We start from the raw sequence: 16,351 nt of genomic DNA, 5'->3' as shown, positions 1-16,351 counted from the left end.
CATCCTTAGACAATATGGATTAAGGTTCTATTTGCCAGGTTTTGCTTTTTCTGGTGATGGCGTGCTTTTAGTATAAAAAATATCAACGCCATTACCCGAATCACTACTGCTGACCTGGATACTCAAAAATTTATTTAATATATATTTTAAGGTTAATACGTTAGGATCTGTTTGAGATAAACCGACGTTATAACTTAAATAGATTCGATCCGAAAGAGATTTTCCAACCACAACTCCCGTTGATTCACTAATTTTATTGGTTTGCTGATTAAAATTGGTTGTTGTTTGTACGTTAAAATCGAATCCTATTTTTTGTTTTAATTGCTCCAGCAGTTGGGTTCCATTAGTTCCTGTACCTAAATTCATTGAGGAAATAGCTGTTAAAAGTAATTGGCCTTTTGCCTTATCTGCTTGATTGGCTGGGCGGCCTATTACAAGAAAAGATAGGATATCTGCTTGAGAAAGTGTTGGAGGGTTAGAGAATAATTGAATTTTAGGCGATTGTAATCGTCCAGCTACTTCGACCCCAACATTAAAATTGTTGCCAACATTGAGGTTATTATAATTATTAAAATTAAACAGCTCAGAGGATCCTGATACACTACCAAATGAATTGGATATATTCTTCGATGCTCTTAAATTAATTTCTGGGTTATCAATTCTACCGCCTGTAAAAATTAATTGTCCTTGTTCAATAGATAAATCCTGGCCATAGGCTTTATATTCTCCTTTTTTGACAGTTAACTCACCATTTGCCGTTATGGGTCCTTGCGATAATTGATTGATTGTAACTATACCCGCCAAATAAGCATGCAATCCCTTAAATGTCAGCTCAACTTCTTCTCCCATCTCAACTCGTACCGACATGTCGGTATTAAAGAGTGGGGTAATCGGTTGGGTATTCTTGCTTGTAAATACAATATCATCAGTAGCCACAAGACTATTGGTAAATGTTTGTGGTTTTATATGAGCATTAGGAATTTGGATAGTTCCAGTGATTTGACATAGTGATGGAGTAAAGTGCACTTTTAACTGTGGGGATATATTAACCTGAAATTCCTTAGTGTCAGCAATCGGAAAATTCGAACCTTCTATTGAAACAGTTCCACCAAGCTCTTTATTGAAACTACCTTGTCCTTTTAATATTAGTTTTTTTTCAGATGAATGAATAGAGCCCGTTGCTTCCCATTCATCTTTTTTGCTAAAAACACTTAACCCCATATCAGTGATATTGAGACCTAAAGCAGGGATGTTGACTGAGCCTTTGTTTAAAGTGAATTTACTTTCAATTATTGGTTTGTTTAAAGTTCCTTTTGCATGAATGGAGGCGAGAAGTTGTCCTTTGGGATTCATTAAATAAGGACTAACATTTTGCAAAAAATCCAGAGAGTTAAAAAGAATGGATAGTTCAGCATCAATTGTTTGCTGTGCTATATTTTGGTAGACATTAAACTCCGGGAATTTAAAATTTAAATTCACTTTTTTATATGAGTCGAGAAAGAGAACTCCTTGCCCACTAAATTGTTTTTGGGAAAGAGAGCCGTTAATACTGCCACCAGTAAACTGTATTAATGGCATCAAATCGTTTTCTGTCATTTGATAACGACCCGGAGCAATCGTGATCAGAAAGTCGGCATGATTGCTATTTTGAGTTTCCATTTTCAAGGATAACTTTGTATATAAACCATCAAGTTTTGATGAGAAATCTAATGGTTGAGAGAATGTAGCATCGATATTCCATTGCCAAGGCAGCTTGCCCTTAATGAAAGCGTTCATTTGCCAATTTTTTAATTGATCTATGCTAAGTTTGGATTTTAAGTCAATAGTTAAATTTGGAATTGTTCCCAATACCTCAATCCTTCCTTGTGGGCTTCTTAAATCATGCTCTTTGTTATCTTGCCAGTGTAAGTCTCGCCATTTTATGACTTGTTTTATTTGTTTCAATTCTTGAAGACTGCCGTGGATTGTTATTTTTCCAGGACCTTCAAATTCACCTCCCCATTGCATTTGATTCCAATTGCCGCCAATATCTAAACTTCCTGATAACATATTGCTGTCTGTAGAATGGGGATTTAAACGAATTTTTCCTGAAAATGCATGAGGAAATGAGCTACTAATTTCTAATTGGCCAGTGATTGATTGATTCGAATAATTAACTTGAAGTGTATCGAGTGTAAGTAATTGTTGGTTTAAATAACCACTTAATTTTATTTTTTTCAGTGTCAGTATGGGTGTCTTTTGATTTATTTCAATCATTTCAGCGCTCATGTTATCAACAGGCAATTTTTTGTGAAGTAATGAGCTTAAATGCCAGTTAACAGTGAGATTTGAAATTGTTATTTTAGTGTTTTGATCTTGATATTCCATTTCGCCAATAGAAAATTGGTCAAGTAATCGTCCTTTAAGATGATGAATTTTAAGAGTGCCGGGAAGATAAAAATGGGTTAATTTAATTACTGCATATAACCCCGGTGTAGTTGAAATTAAAAAGATAATGAAACTAATCAGGCAAATTGCTGTTATTAAGCAGTAGTAAAATCCTTTTCTTATAAATTTTAATATCATCATAAGTCTGGCCCCATACTGATAACTAATCTTGGATTGTGTCCTATTCTCTCCAGCTGATTATTAACTGCCTGGGCTAATCCAACTTTAATTGGTCCAATAGGGGAAACCCACATTAGTCCGCCTCCAATATCGTATTGAATGTTTTTGACAGATGGATTGTAAACGTCTCCTGCATCGTAAAATCCAACAAGATACCAGTTTTTTTTGAATTCTTTTTGAATTTCAAAGCCACCATAAGTGATAATTTTTCCTGGTCCGATAGAGTTAAAACTATAGGCTTTAAGATTGTCAGTTCCTCCCAAGAGTAATGCCAGGGAAAGTGGCAATTCATTGATATCATTGATTGCTGTGATACCTTGAATGGTATGTCCGTACAGACGCAAATGCAGTGAATCCAATGTGAGTGCTGCCTTGGCATCCAGAGAAAGTTGTCCAAAATTCAGATGGGAGAGGACGGCCTTATTCGCCCCCAGCGCATTAAAAGTAATATTATACCCAGATGGCGAAAACAAGAGATTTTTAGTTTTACTTAAAGTGATATTAGCTTTGGGATAGAGCAAGAATTGATCTGTATTGGGTTGTTGTGAATAATGAAAACTTTCATACAGAGCATTAAGTGAAAGTGCTCTTTGAAATTGATTCACATTATGTAATTGGCTCAGGGATAAGAGAGTAGCATTACTGTAACCTGCATTATAGTTTAAATTTGAAAAATTACCGGTCAAGGCATATTGATCGGTAACAGGGTTTTCCCCAGGGATTACATATTGGGCTTGTAAAGCATTTTGCCTGAAAGAGCCTTGAGCTACAGCATTAAACTTATGTCCTTGTTGATTGACTGGAATCACATGAAGAGCTGCTTTTCCACGGACTCCTGTATCTGTTCCATAGCCAAGACCAAAGGAATAGGAATATTTAGGTACGGGTTGCAAATGAACAATGACAGGTACTGTTTGCGCGTCAGTAATTTGGGGCTTTACCAGCGCAGAATTAAAATAGCCACTGTTCGATAAATAATCATTCAATTTCAACACTTGATCTGTGGTATAAGGTTGGCCAGGATGAAATGGTACGAAACGGTGTAATAGTCGGGGAGAAATATAGGTTGGGTCAAATTGTACCTGGCCAAAATAGTATTGAGGCCCAGTGTCAAAAATTAAGGTGATTTGAGCCGATTTTTTGTGTTCATCTATCAATATTTCAGCTTTTTTAAATACGCCGTGTAAATACCCCATATTTTCTGCGGCATTGGTGATATTTTGTTTTGCTTTTTCGTATTGTTCTGAAAACAGGGGATCTCCAATATGCAGCGGTAACTCTTTTAGAGTTTTTTGTAATGATGGATTTTGTGCTCCCTCTCCTGTTAGCTCGGCTTTAATGGAGGCAATACGAATTTGAGACCCAGGTTGAACTTGTATGATAATTTTATTATTGATGCTATTAATACTGATTTCCGCTTTGAAATATCCAAACGGTTGAATTGCTTTATTAATTTGGTTTTGAAGTTCCGTTGGGGTAAACTGGCTTAATGGTTTAATCTGCCCCAATTCATCTAAACGAGTTTCTACATTAGCAAGGACTTTTCCTTTTATACCATAAATCTCAAAGAGTGCTGTTTTTTTGTCCTGAGCAAACAATGGAAAACACAAAATGCTTAGTATGATAAAATATGTAAACCTGTTCATGTAACAACTATATCAGTTTATCCCCTCTACACACTCCAAGTGTTTTAACTTATAAATTAAATCCAATGCTTCTTTGGCAGTTAATCTATCTGGATCAATTTTTTTTAATTCAGTTAAAATTGGAGAGGCAGGAGGCTTTGTTATTTGAGCTTGGACTTGGACAGATTGAGTATCTTGTATCTGATTCAGATGTTCATGCGCCAACTTTAGCACTTCTTTAGGTATACCAGCCAATTCTGCAACTTCTAATCCGTAACTACGATTCGCGCAACCTTCTTCAACACGATATAAGAAAACAATTTGTCCTGTATTTATGGAGGCTTGCAAATGCACGTTACGAATACAAGAGAATTGTGTGGGTAATTCGGTCAATTCCAGGTAATGGGTAGAAAACAAAGTATAAGCTTTAATTATTGATGCAAGGAAAGCACAGCTTGCATAAGCTAATGCCATTCCATCATAGGTACTGGTGCCGCGACCAATTTCATCGATTAATACGAGACTTTGGTCAGTTGCCTGCCTTAATATTTGAGCGGTCTCGGTCATTTCCACCATAAATGTTGAACGTCCCGAGGATAAATCATCACTGGCCCCAATGCGGGTAAAAATTCGATCTAATGGGCCTAATGTCACTTCATCAGCGGGGACAAAACTTCCAACATGTGCAAGCAGTACGATTAATGCGGTTTGCCTCATATAAGTTGATTTACCGCCCATATTTGGCCCAGTAATTAGTAGCATATTTTGATTTGGTTTAAGCTCCAAATCGTTTGCAATAAATCGTTCTTGTAATAATGGCTCAATAACAGGATGTCGTCCGGCTTGTATCATAATGCCTGATTCAGGAACCAGATTTGGGCAATTCCAATTCAAACTTTGCGCCCTCTCAGCAAGCGTGACCAATACGTCCAATTGTGCCAAGGATTTTGCAAGATCTGATAATTGAGGTATGTATTGCTGAATTTCTTCAAGTAAATGGTCATATAACCATTTTTCACGGGCCAATGCTTTGGATTGAGCTGAAAGCACCTTGTTTTCGAACAACTTTAGTTCGGGAGTAATATAACGTTCCACATTTTTTAAAGTTTGCTTTCTGTGAAAATGAGGAGGTACATTTTCAGCTTGTGCTTTTGAAAGTTCAATATAAAACCCTTGCACACTATTGTAACCTAGTTTTAGAGTGGATAATCCTGTGCGATTTTTTTCTTCCTGTTCAAGTCTCTCTAGTGTTTCATGAGCATTGTTGCTTAAATTACGCAATTCATCCAGTTCTTCATCGAAACCCGGAGCAATGACTCCTCCATCTCGTATTAGCATTGGCGGGTTATCTATAATGGCAGTTGCAAGCAGTTGTTGTAGCAGTGGGAGAGGACTTATTTCTCTCTTGATTTCATTGATTAACAAGGCTTTGTTTTCTTGTAATTCGTTATGGATTGCTGGAAGCAGTGTTAGTGTTTGCAATAACGAAGCCAAGTCACGCGGGCGTGCTGATTTTAAAGCAACACGTGATACAATGCGCTCAACATCGGCGCATTGCTTAATAAGCTGATGAAGTGAAACGTCCTGTTGAAGAAAAATAATTTCTTTAATAGCTTGTTGTCGTGTTTGAATGATTGCATGTTGTTTTAATGGTTTTCCCAGCCAACGTTTGAGTAAACGGCTTCCCATGGCACAAGCTGTTTTATCTAATACAGAAAGCAAGCAGTGTTCACTACCACCTTGTATATTTTCAAAAAGCTCCAAATGTCTTTGAGTGGATGCGTCCAGTTGCAGGTAATCCTCGGATTGTTCAAGAGTAAGTGTTGTAAGATGTGGTAATGACTGTTTTTGAGTGGTTTTTAAATAAGCTAATAAAGCGCCTGCTGCAATCAAGGCAGTGGGGTAATTTTGTTCACCAAAGGCCGAGAGATCCGTCACTGAAAATTGTTCACATAATAACTTATGTGCGTTGTTTGCATCAAACTCCCATCCTGGTCTGAGTTTAACAGGAAAGTTAGAGCAAAATGAATGAAGGGGTGTTGATTCTTTGAAGAGGATTTCTGCTGGTTGCAGGCGCATTAATTCTGCATTTAACTGATGCTCTTCTATTAATTCTTGCAAATGAAAACGACCACCACCTAAATCAACCCATGCAATACCAATTTTTTGTTTTTGGTTATGTATGGCCAACAAAATATTATCTTTTCTGGCATCTAATAATGCCTCATCTGTTACTGTGCCAGGAGTAATAATTCTTGTTACTTGTCTTTCTACAGGCCCTTTGCTGGTAGCTGGATCTCCAATTTGTTCACAGATGGCTACGGATTCTCCTTTTTTTAATAATCGTGCCAAATAGTTTTCTACTGCATGATAGGGAACACCAGCCATGGGAATAGGTTTGTCAGCAGATTGCCCCCTATGAGTCAGCGTTAAATCCAAAAGTTGTGACGCTCGTTTGGCATCATCAAAAAATAATTCATAAAAATCACCCATGCGATAAAATAAAAGCATGTCTGGATAGTCTGATTTAATGCGCAAATATTGCTGCATCATTGGTGTGTGAGAGCTAGCCATAGTGATTGAGCTAATTGAAATTGCCCCAATTTTAACAAAAGTGTTGTGTGAAGTCAGTAAGGCATATTGCTGGCATTGGCATTTATGAGCATAATATAGTCAATATGACCCAAAAGCACATCAAATATAATCTTAATGTGTCATAAAAATTAGTATGATTTTTAAAATTCGCAAATTACTACGAGTTTACCAAAATGATTACCAAGACTTGTTTATGCCATTTAATTTAACATACTGGAGCAAAATATCAATTTTATTTTTGAAGTTCAGAAGATAAGTTCTTCACTTAATGAGAATATTTGCTAGAATTAACGTGATATTACAAAAAATAAATAGGGAGAGTGATTATGAATCGTTTAGCTATGATTGCTGCAGCTAGTTGCCTAGCATTATTTTTAACTGGATGCGGTGAGAGCTCAAAACCAGCCGATACAAAGACTGATCAACAACAGCAACAACAACCAACTGATCAGCAACAACAAGGTGGTGAAAATACTGGAAATAACCAAGCCCAACCTTCTACTGAAGGCCAAGGCCAATAAGATTAATTTCAGTGTTATTTATTTAATTATCAAGAAAACCCCATAGAAGTTTTATGGGGTTTTTTATAGGTGAAAGGTATGAATCATTTCTCGGTACTGGTTGATGAAATAGCTACCTATTTAAAAAAGGCCAAATGGCAATTAGTTACTGCAGAATCTTGTACGGGAGGTTTAATTGCTACTTGCCTTACAGAAATACCTGGAAGCTCAAATTGGTTTGAGCGTGGTTTTATTACTTATAGTAATTTAGCTAAAGAAGAAATGCTTTCTGTTGCTCGCGAGCTAATACAGGCCCATGGGGCAGTCAGTGAAGAAGTGGCGTTGGCTATGGCTGTTGGCGCGTTAGGACATAGTATGGGTAATATCGCTGTATCGGTTACTGGTATCGCAGGTCCAGAAGGAGGCAGTATTGAAAAACCTGTAGGTACTGTATGTTTTGCCTGGGTAGTCCGTCATCAATTTCAACAAACATCAAGGCAGCAATTCACTGGAGGCCGGCAAGAAATACGTTTGGCTGCCTGTCAATATGCTTTAAATGGAGTTCTTTCTACTCTTAAAAAAATCTGTGGCTAACCGAATAGTTTTTTAAAAACATAGATTAATAAAATATCAATAGTTTATATTATTTCAATTCTATTATTTGATCTCAAATTCTTGTTTTTGCCATTCAGCTAATAAAAATTACAATAAATCTCTTGCATAAACAGTGTATTTTGTTTTATAGCTGTAACGCAAGTATTTTCGTAAGTCCTGACAATGCAAATCTACGGATCCTCGAAAATGTGTTTCTTGTTTTAAACTGAATAACTAAAGTTGCACAAGAAGTATAATAATTTATTTGATTTAAAAAATAGGAAAAAAATATGAGTCAATATACAAGGTTGTTTGAGTTTTTATGTGATCTGATTGATATCCAGATTAAAAAATATGTTGAGCTCGCAAAACTTAAAGTAGGTGAAGATGGGATAATAAACGCCGCTCTCATATGCGAAGAGGTGAATGAATTATTAGGATTCGCGGAGAAGTTATTAAAGGAAATAGAAACCAATTCAAAATCTGACTCAATGGATATGACCATTTTTGATAGTGTTTTTGAGCAAGTAAAATTTTATGTGGAGCAAGAATATCTGAGATCCTATGCAGAATGGCTTCTTATTGAAAATAACTCCAAAGAAACAGTCTACAATAGAACCAAAGAGCAATTACTCAGCCTTTCAGAAATTAAGGGTTTTGGTGATAAAGGTTTTTCACAGCCAAGCACTGAAATTCAGCAGCAATGCCAGCATGATAGTGTTCAGATAGTTTATTCCATTTTAAATTTGGCAAGAGAGGTAAGAAAAAATCCGGATATGGAGTTTGATGATAGCATACCTCATAACAAGCTCAATGTATTAAGGAGAAATGCAACGACAAGATATATTGAATTCGGAAATGAAATAGACAAATTGCATCAGCATAGTGAAGAATTTTTGCAACAGTCAGGTCTTGGAGTTTTCGATACAGAATTAGTCTATGAATCAGCACAATCAAAGGCAAAAGACCATGAGCTTAAGTTAAATACCTTACTTGGTCGTTATAAAGAAAATAAGGAAATCACTTCTGCTCCTCAGACCATCTCTTTGGACAACGAGGTGGATGAGAGAAACATTATACCGGAAAAAAAATCTTCAACCGAAGTGTCTGATAAAAAGAACTCCTTCTTTTCAACAAGCAATTTATTATTTTTCGGTGGTGTTGTTTTAGCTGCTGTTATTTTTGTTCCCAGATTACTGACTCATCTCAAGGTCAATAAATTATGACACAGCATTATGAGTAGCTGACATTTTGGTTATTTTGATTGTAAAACCTTGGTTTTTGTGTTGGATTGTCTGTATCTTTGTTTATACTGCCCCATTGCCAAGCTGAAAATCAAGGTTTGAAGCTCAAACTGATAACACCTTGATTTTAGGATAAATGATTATGTCCTACAGCCTATAAATAAAAGGGCTGGAATCGATTGTTGTATGCTACTTTTATTTAGTAATACATAACGATTACTGTTTGCTGCTCGCCCATATCTGTGTGATAATTTTGTCCTTGCACACATTATAATCTGGAATAAATTATGGAAGAGAATAAACAAAAAGCACTATCAGCGGCGCTTTCGCAAATTGAACGCCAATTTGGCAAAGGGTCCGTAATGCGTATGGGAGATAGCACAGTATCTCGGGATATCGAAGCAATCTCTACTGGTTCATTAGGTCTTGATATTGCCTTAGGAATAGGTGGTTTGCCAAAAGGCCGTATTGTTGAAATCTATGGCCCTGAGTCTTCAGGTAAAACAACGCTTACTCTTCAAGTGATCGCTGAATGTCAAAAAATGGGTGGTACAGCAGCTTTTATCGATGCGGAACATGCTCTGGATCCAAGCTATGCTCAGAAACTCGGTGTGAAGGTAGACGAGCTTTTGGTTTCTCAACCGGATACAGGCGAGCAAGCTCTGGAAATTACTGATATGTTGGTGCGTTCTGCAGCAGTTGATGTAGTAATAATTGACTCAGTTGCCGCTTTGACTCCCAAAGCAGAAATTGAGGGAGAAATGGGTGATTCTCATGTTGGTTTACAGGCAAGGCTGATGTCGCAAGCTCTGCGTAAATTGACTGCTAATATTAAACGTTCAAACACACTGGTTATTTTTATTAACCAAATACGCATGAAAATTGGCGTGATGTTTGGTAGCCCTGAAACTACTACAGGGGGTAATGCTTTGAAGTTTTATGCTTCGGTTCGTTTGGATATTCGTCGTATTGGTTCAATTAAAAAGGGTGAAGAAATATTAGGTAGTGAAACCCGAGTTAAAGTAGTTAAAAATAAGGTAGCGCCGCCATTTAAAGTAACAGAATTTGATATTTTATATAACGAGGGTATATCTCGTGAGAGTGAAATTATTAATCTGGGTGTTCAGTTGAATTTAATTGAGAAATCAGGTGCCTGGTACAGCTACAAACAGGAAAAAATCGGGCAGGGCAAAGAAAATGTCAGATTATATTTGAAGGAAAACCCTCAAGTCGCTGCAGAGCTCGAACAACAAATCCGTACTGAACTGCTTGAAAAAAAATTGTCTGTGTTGGCTAGTTCATCAGAAGATCTTTTTGAGACTATAGATGACTAAAGCATTCGATAGCGCCTTGCGTCTGTTAAGCAGGCGCGAGTATAGCGCTATGGAGTTATGTGATAAACTGAAGCAAAAAGGATTTAGTCTCAATGATGTTCAAAATGCTTTGAATGAATGCCAACGTCTTGGGTATCAAAGCGATGGGCGTTTTGTAGAAAGTTATATCAGAGCACGAATTCATCAAGGCTATGGCCCTTTAAAGATCAGGCAGGAATTAAAAAACAAGGGAATAGATCCAGATCTCATTCAAAATGTTCTACAGCAAGAAAGAGATAATTGGATCGATTATGCTTTGCGGGCATGGGAGAAAAAATTTAAGAGACAGGATGATTTCTCTTATAGTGAAATACAAAAACAGCAGCGCTTTTTGCTGTATCGAGGATTTGATAGGGATGTTATTTCAAAGGTATTTAAAGAGGTTAAATCTTCTTACTTAATTTAACTGGTAAATATTAAAAAATGAAAAGTTCTGAAATTAGACAAGCATTCCTTAATTATTTTGTTCAACGCGGTCATCAATTAGTAGATTCTAGTTCATTGATCCCTTCAAATGACCCCACTTTGCTATTTACCAATGCAGGTATGGTGCAATTCAAGGATCTTTTTTTAGGTCTTGAAACTCGTCCTTACCAGCGAGCTGTTACTGCACAGCGCTGTGTGCGTGCAGGTGGTAAACATAATGATTTGGAAAATGTTGGTTATACGGCGAGACATCATACATTTTTTGAAATGTTGGGTAATTTTAGTTTTGGTGATTATTTTAAACGAGAAGCCATTCAATATGCTTGGGAATTTCTGACAGAAGTTTTGCACATACCGACAGAACGACTGTGGGTTACTGTTTATAAAGAGGATTTTGAAGCAGAAGATATTTGGTTAAAGGAAATGAAGGTATCTCCCGAGCGGTTTTCTCGATGCGGAGAAAAAGACAATTTCTGGTCAATGGGGGATACGGGTCCATGTGGTCCCTGTACAGAAATTTTTTATGATCATGGACCTGAAGTAGCTGGTGGTCCCCCAGGCAGCCCAGATGAAGACGGAGATCGTTATATAGAAATATGGAATCTGGTATTCATGCAGTTTAACAGGGATAGAGAAGGATGTTTGCACCCCTTGCCAAAGCCCTCTGTTGATACTGGCATGGGATTGGAACGCTTGGCTGCTGTTATTCAAGGTGTGCATAGTAATTATGAAATTGATAGTTTTCAGTATTTGATTAAAGCTATAGCACAATTGGGCTACGGTATCGATTTAAATCATACTTCTTTAAAAGTGATTGCAGATCATATTCGTTCCTGCTCTTTTTTGATAGTTGATGGGGTTTTACCTAGCAATGAAGGCAGAGGATATGTATTAAGAAGAATTATTCGCAGAGCAGTCAGACATGGAAATAAATTAGGTTTGCCCAGCCCGTTTTTTTCCAAACTTGTTCAGCCTTTAATTGATGTCATGGGGGATGCTTATCCTGAGTTAATCAATTCAAAAGCGCATATAGAAAAGATCTTGCAGCAAGAAGAAAATCAGTTCATCCGTACTTTGGAGCAAGGATTGCGTTTATTACAAGATCATATTAAAAATTTGAAAGGCCAGGAGCTATCAGGAGAAGTGGCATTCAAATTGTATGATACTTACGGTTTCCCTATCGATTTGACAGCAGACATCATTCGTGAACAAGGTTTGCATATCGATATGGAAGCATTTAATCAATTGATGCAGCAACAAAGAGAGCAGTCTCAGGCTGCCAGTCAATTTACTACCGATTATCACGCCGTGTCTCAATTGGATCATCAGTCTGAATTTCATGGGTATGAAAAAGAATCCATGGAAGCAAAGACTATTGGATTACTTCAAGAAGGTAAAGAAGTGAAATCTCTTAATAAGGGAGCAAAAGGGGCTGTAATTCTTGATCATACCCCGTTTTATGCTGAAAGTGGTGGTCAGGTAGGAGATAAAGGATTGCTCATAGGAAAAGAATTTTCTTTTCAAGTGGATGATACACAAAAAGTAGGGCAAGCTGTCGTACATTATGGAGAAGTAATCAAAGGTGAGCTCACTTTAGATTTATCAATCCATGCACAGGTAGATAATATAAGACGTGATGCAATTCGATTAAATCATACTGCAACTCATTTGTTGCATGCTGCTTTAAAAAAAATTGTAGGACAACATGTTCAACAACGAGGGTCTTTAGTCGATGCTGAACGCGCACGTTTTGACTTTTCTCATTTTGAGCCATTGACTCCTCAACAAATCCAGCAAATTGAAGAAATAGTTAATGCACAGATTCGAGCCAATAATGAAGTAATAACTCAAATAATGGACATTGACTCAGCCAGGCAAAGTGGGGCTGTTGCTTTATTCGGGGAAAAATACTCCGATGCGGTACGGGTATTATCCATGGGTGACTTTTCCAAGGAGCTTTGCGGAGGAACTCATGCACGGCGCACTGGTGATATAGGTCTTTTTAAAATCATAGCAGAATATGGTATTGCCAGCGGTATCAGACGGATCGAGATGGTCACGGGTCGTTATGCATTAGCCTGGGTCAATGAACAACTGGGATGTATGAATAATCTGGCAGCTACTCTTAAAACAACACCTAATAATCTACAGGAAAAAATTTCCCAATTACTGCTTGATAATAAAAATCAAGAAAAAATGATTGCAAAACTTTTAAGTGAAAAAGCGCAAAAATCTGGAGCAGATATTCTGGGTGAGGTGGAACAGATTAAGGGTATTAATTTATTGATTAAGCAGTTAGAGGGTATGGATAGTCAAACCCTGCGCCACACTATGGATCAATTAAAATCAAGAATTGATTCAGCGGTGATAATATTGTTTACTCTTGAACAGAATAAAATGAATGTCATTGCCGGGGTAAGTAAAAATATTATTGGTAAAGCACCAAGTGCAGCTCAATTAGTAAGGCATCTTTGCGGTAAAGGAGGAGGTCGAGAGGATATGGCTCAAGGTGGTGGGGTTGTTCCTGAAGATTTGAACACTAAGATCAAAGAAATAAAGGAAATGATTGACAATTTTTAATATTACCAGATTACTCTTTGAGATTGCTGAAAAGCAAATTGTTTGTGAATTTGCTATAATATAAGCACTGGTTCACTAATGAGCACTATTATGAATGACTTACTGAATTTAATCGCAGTGATAGTGGTTTTTGGTGTAGGCCTATGGTTAATTAATGTTTTTATACCTATGCCTGGGACTATTAAAAGTCTTTTAAATGTTTTGGTTTTGATTATTTTAATCATTTATATTTTGCAGTTTTTTGGGGTAATAAAAACAATATTGCCAGTGATTAAAATTTTAAAGTGATCTTTTCTCCCTCAAATTAATCAGGAACGGCCTTATTCTATTAGGCCGTTTTGCATTACAAAATCAAGATCTTATCGTGGAACATAAGTTTCAGCTCGAGTAAAACTTGAGACGAATTCAATTTACAAAATACTTTAATGTAACTGGAAAAATTTAGATTTTTATTTCATTGAGAATAATTGAATTAATTTTGATCCCATGATACTTTGTTCAAAATTTAATCGGAGACTTTTTTATGCCACCACCCTATAGCACCCATGTGATTGTCAATGTGTTTCGCTGTATTGCCCAATTAGTATCACAAAACCCAGAGCTATTAAATCGAGTAGGAGTATTCCGACTGGCTGGCTCAAGAGAAGAAGTAGAAAAATTGCTTGAGCAAGTCATTGATAAGAATTTTAGTGTGGAGAATTTGGCGGATTATATTTTAGAGGATGGCCAAATAAATAATTTACATCTGAATAATGTTTTAGGAATGTTGCCTTTAGTTCTTAAAGAAAGTGTATTGTTGAAGACCAAAGATCCATTGCTCAACCATTTTATGACAGAATTAAAAAATCTATTGGGTTCTGAGAATAATGTTGAAAATACAGACGCAATAGTGCAATTGCTGGATAAGTTTATTGATTCTTTATTGCTTTCAAAAATACTTGATCATCAACGTGTTGGAGAAATTCTTTATCACTATTGTTACTTGATGCACACAGCAGGAGGTTTTCATGAAACCAATCTAATGACGTGGGAAAATCTTGCTATTATTATGGCTCCTCATTTCACTAATGAGTTTGGTTTATATCCTGCAGAAGACTTGTTGGGATTAATACAATTTACTAATCAGTTGAAACCTATCCTCGAATGTTTTATTGCGCATCCTGATAGCGGAATTCCATTTAAAGAAAGACATGCCGATAAGTTAGAGCACTTGGCTAATACTCGACACACTATCATTGAAAAATTAACGTATATGGGAAGTGAGTCCAGAAGAATAGTTGTGGCTCCTATGAAAAGTTTGATGCTGCAAGCGTCTATGTTGAGAGCTCAGATTGATGCTGTAAAAACTCAATTGAAGGATTCCTCTCTTAAAAAGAAGAACAAAAAGGAATTAAATAGACATTTAGAGGAATTAACAGAAGAATTAGAAAAGCTGAATATCGACATTTCTGAATTAACAAGCAAAATTAAAAAAATGAATCATGGTCATGCGAAAATAAAAGATGAAATTAGAGTAATATCGCGCTCTGAGGATGCTGTAAGTACTCATCCTACCCAGCAGTCAGATGCATTATCAAGCAGCAGTAGCTCAGTTAGAGTTCAGTTAGGAATTTTTGGTAACAATGGTGCTTCATCTGCTTATTTGACAGCGGAACGGGAAGAAGGCGAAGTTGATGAAAATGATTACAGTAGCCTAGATAGTGCAAAGCTGACTTAAATCAGTGATTTTTCATTGATATCTCTTGGGTTACGTGTAGCCTGAGAGATTTATTGAGGCTTGGGTTCTGATTCTTCAGATATCCAATCCGGCCATGATGGATTTTCCTAATTAGCAAGTGCAAAAGAACCTAAATCACTAGAAGTATTAACCCAATTGACTAGATTATCAACAAAAATACGAATCAATCGTTCATCGGTACGTTTCTTAAGAAAATGACAATAAAAATCAATGCTGGGAGTATAATCTGATAGTTCAAGAGGAAATAGATTTGGATTCAATAAGCGTTCATTAATCATACTCCAAGCCATACCCTGTTCGACAAGAGCAATGTTATTATAAATGATATTGGCTTCGGCTCTTATTTTAAGAGTCAACTTTTGTTTTTCAGCTTCTTTATCAATAATGCGGCGTAATATAAAGCTTTTTTCCATAAGCACCGCATCAAATTCAGCTAATTCAGCAAGGGATAGTTTTTCTTTAATTTTTGCCAGAGGATGTGATATCCCAACAATAGGGATAAGCCTTTCTCGCCACAAAGGTACAGACTTAATTTCAGCAGAATTATTCATGAACGGTGAGATAATCAGATCATAAGCACCTTCACCTAAACCAAGAGCTAAATCTTTGTCAGCAATCAGCTTCGTATTAATAAAATAGTTCAAATCCAGTGAGTTCATATGGATTATCAGGGGAGGAATAATAGTTTGCGCAATGTATACTGTGGTACCAATATTAAGCAGTAACTGAGGCTTTTTTTTATCTGTACCGGTATTGCTAATTAATTCATCACTCAGATAAACCATCTGTCGAACATAAGGCAATAATTGTTTTCCTTTTTCAGTTAGCTCAGTTCTTAATCCTGAAGAAATAAAAAGTTGAGTTTTCCACGCCGACTCAAGTTTTCTGATTCTTTTACTTAAAGCAGGTTGAGTAATATGCAATTTTTTGGCTGCTAAAGAGATAGAGTGGAGTTCAACAACTGCAAGAAAAGATTGCAAGTCGGCAATATTCATTATTTTAAAACCAATCATAATATTACTTAAATTAATACTAGGATAGTTTTTGTCATTATACAAAAGCCTATAAC

At 36.6% G+C, this 16,351-nt stretch carries 12 protein-coding genes; 8 read left to right on the top strand and 4 right to left on the bottom strand.

The window, feature by feature from the left end; translation table 11 throughout:
• Positions 1-27: 27 nt before the first annotated feature.
• The 3 genes from EL201_RS09250 to mutS are packed head-to-tail and all read right to left on the bottom strand — an operon-like array spanning position 28 to position 6,806.
• Positions 28-2,568, bottom strand: coding sequence for a translocation/assembly module TamB domain-containing protein (locus EL201_RS09250; RefSeq protein ID WP_027221991.1), 2,541 nt, complete (start codon positions 2,566-2,568; stop codon positions 28-30).
• On the bottom strand, positions 2,565-4,253 hold the full coding sequence (locus tag EL201_RS09245; RefSeq protein ID WP_027221990.1) for an autotransporter assembly complex protein TamA: 1,689 nt from the start codon (positions 4,251-4,253) through the stop codon (positions 2,565-2,567). Before EL201_RS09245 ends, EL201_RS09250 begins: the two co-directional genes overlap by 4 nt.
• A gap of 12 nt (positions 4,254-4,265) precedes the next feature.
• A complete protein-coding gene (mutS, locus tag EL201_RS09240) occupies positions 4,266-6,806 on the bottom strand; it encodes a DNA mismatch repair protein MutS (protein ID WP_027221989.1) in 2,541 nt (846 codons plus the stop codon).
• Between the two features lie 347 nt (positions 6,807-7,153).
• Here mutS and EL201_RS09235 point away from each other — a divergent pair, with 347 nt between their 5' ends.
• The 8 genes from EL201_RS09235 (at position 7,154) to EL201_RS09195 (ending at position 15,261) form a co-directional block, all read left to right on the top strand.
• Positions 7,154-7,348 (top strand): hypothetical protein, encoded by a 195-nt coding sequence (locus tag EL201_RS09235; protein WP_027221988.1) that lies wholly within the window; start codon positions 7,154-7,156, stop codon positions 7,346-7,348.
• 78 nt (positions 7,349-7,426) lie between these two features.
• Positions 7,427-7,921: a CinA family protein gene (locus EL201_RS09230; protein WP_027221987.1), complete on the top strand. Its 495-nt coding sequence runs from the start codon at positions 7,427-7,429 to the stop codon at positions 7,919-7,921.
• Between the two features lie 290 nt (positions 7,922-8,211).
• Positions 8,212-9,147, top strand: a complete 936-nt coding sequence (locus EL201_RS09225; RefSeq protein WP_027221986.1) for a hypothetical protein — start codon at positions 8,212-8,214, stop codon at positions 9,145-9,147.
• 305 nt (positions 9,148-9,452) lie between these two features.
• Entirely contained in the window at positions 9,453-10,499 is a 1,047-nt protein-coding gene (recA, locus tag EL201_RS09215) for a recombinase RecA (RefSeq protein WP_027221985.1), read from the top strand.
• Positions 10,492-10,944: a recombination regulator RecX gene (recX, locus tag EL201_RS09210; protein WP_027221984.1), complete on the top strand. Its 453-nt coding sequence runs from the start codon at positions 10,492-10,494 to the stop codon at positions 10,942-10,944. The genes recA and recX overlap by 8 nt, the downstream gene beginning before the upstream one ends.
• 17 nt (positions 10,945-10,961) lie before the next feature.
• Positions 10,962-13,544 (top strand): alanine--tRNA ligase, encoded by a 2,583-nt coding sequence (gene alaS / locus EL201_RS09205; protein WP_027221983.1) that lies wholly within the window; start codon positions 10,962-10,964, stop codon positions 13,542-13,544.
• 90 nt (positions 13,545-13,634) lie between these two features.
• Complete coding sequence (locus EL201_RS09200; protein WP_027221982.1) at positions 13,635-13,832, top strand: Thivi_2564 family membrane protein; 198 nt, start codon at positions 13,635-13,637, stop codon at positions 13,830-13,832.
• Positions 13,833-14,067: 235 nt separating this feature from the next.
• The gene (locus tag EL201_RS09195) at positions 14,068-15,261 is read left to right on the top strand and encodes a Rho GTPase-activating protein (protein ID WP_027221981.1); all 1,194 of its coding nucleotides are present in this window, start codon (positions 14,068-14,070) and stop codon (positions 15,259-15,261) included.
• A 107-nt stretch (positions 15,262-15,368) separates the two neighbouring features.
• Here EL201_RS09195 and EL201_RS09190 read toward each other — a convergent pair whose 3' ends face one another.
• Positions 15,369-16,277 (bottom strand): LysR family transcriptional regulator, encoded by a 909-nt coding sequence (locus EL201_RS09190; RefSeq protein WP_027221980.1) that lies wholly within the window; start codon positions 16,275-16,277, stop codon positions 15,369-15,371.
• Between the last annotated feature and the right edge of the window lie 74 nt (positions 16,278-16,351).

This window comes from Legionella pneumophila subsp. pascullei (genome assembly GCF_900637585.1).
Lineage (GTDB): Bacteria > Pseudomonadota > Gammaproteobacteria > Legionellales > Legionellaceae > Legionella > Legionella pascullei.
This window is presented reverse-complemented; position numbering and strand designations above follow the sequence as displayed.

Bases quoted from the DNA above. Each gene is read 5' to 3' on its own strand.
- EL201_RS09250 (WP_027221991.1), bottom strand. From the start codon at position 2,568: ATGATGATATTAAAATTTATAAGAAAAGGATTTTACTACTGCTTAATA.
- EL201_RS09245 (WP_027221990.1), bottom strand. From the start codon at position 4,253: ATGAACAGGTTTACATATTTTATCATACTAAGCATTTTGTGTTTTCCA.
- mutS (WP_027221989.1), bottom strand. From the start codon at position 6,806: ATGGCTAGCTCTCACACACCAATGATGCAGCAATATTTGCGCATTAAA.
- EL201_RS09235 (WP_027221988.1), top strand. From the start codon at position 7,154: ATGAATCGTTTAGCTATGATTGCTGCAGCTAGTTGCCTAGCATTATTT.
- EL201_RS09230 (WP_027221987.1), top strand. From the start codon at position 7,427: ATGAATCATTTCTCGGTACTGGTTGATGAAATAGCTACCTATTTAAAA.
- EL201_RS09225 (WP_027221986.1), top strand. From the start codon at position 8,212: ATGAGTCAATATACAAGGTTGTTTGAGTTTTTATGTGATCTGATTGAT.
- recA (WP_027221985.1), top strand. From the start codon at position 9,453: ATGGAAGAGAATAAACAAAAAGCACTATCAGCGGCGCTTTCGCAAATT.
- recX (WP_027221984.1), top strand. From the start codon at position 10,492: ATGACTAAAGCATTCGATAGCGCCTTGCGTCTGTTAAGCAGGCGCGAG.
- alaS (WP_027221983.1), top strand. From the start codon at position 10,962: ATGAAAAGTTCTGAAATTAGACAAGCATTCCTTAATTATTTTGTTCAA.
- EL201_RS09200 (WP_027221982.1), top strand. From the start codon at position 13,635: ATGAATGACTTACTGAATTTAATCGCAGTGATAGTGGTTTTTGGTGTA.
- EL201_RS09195 (WP_027221981.1), top strand. From the start codon at position 14,068: ATGCCACCACCCTATAGCACCCATGTGATTGTCAATGTGTTTCGCTGT.
- EL201_RS09190 (WP_027221980.1), bottom strand. From the start codon at position 16,277: ATGAATATTGCCGACTTGCAATCTTTTCTTGCAGTTGTTGAACTCCAC.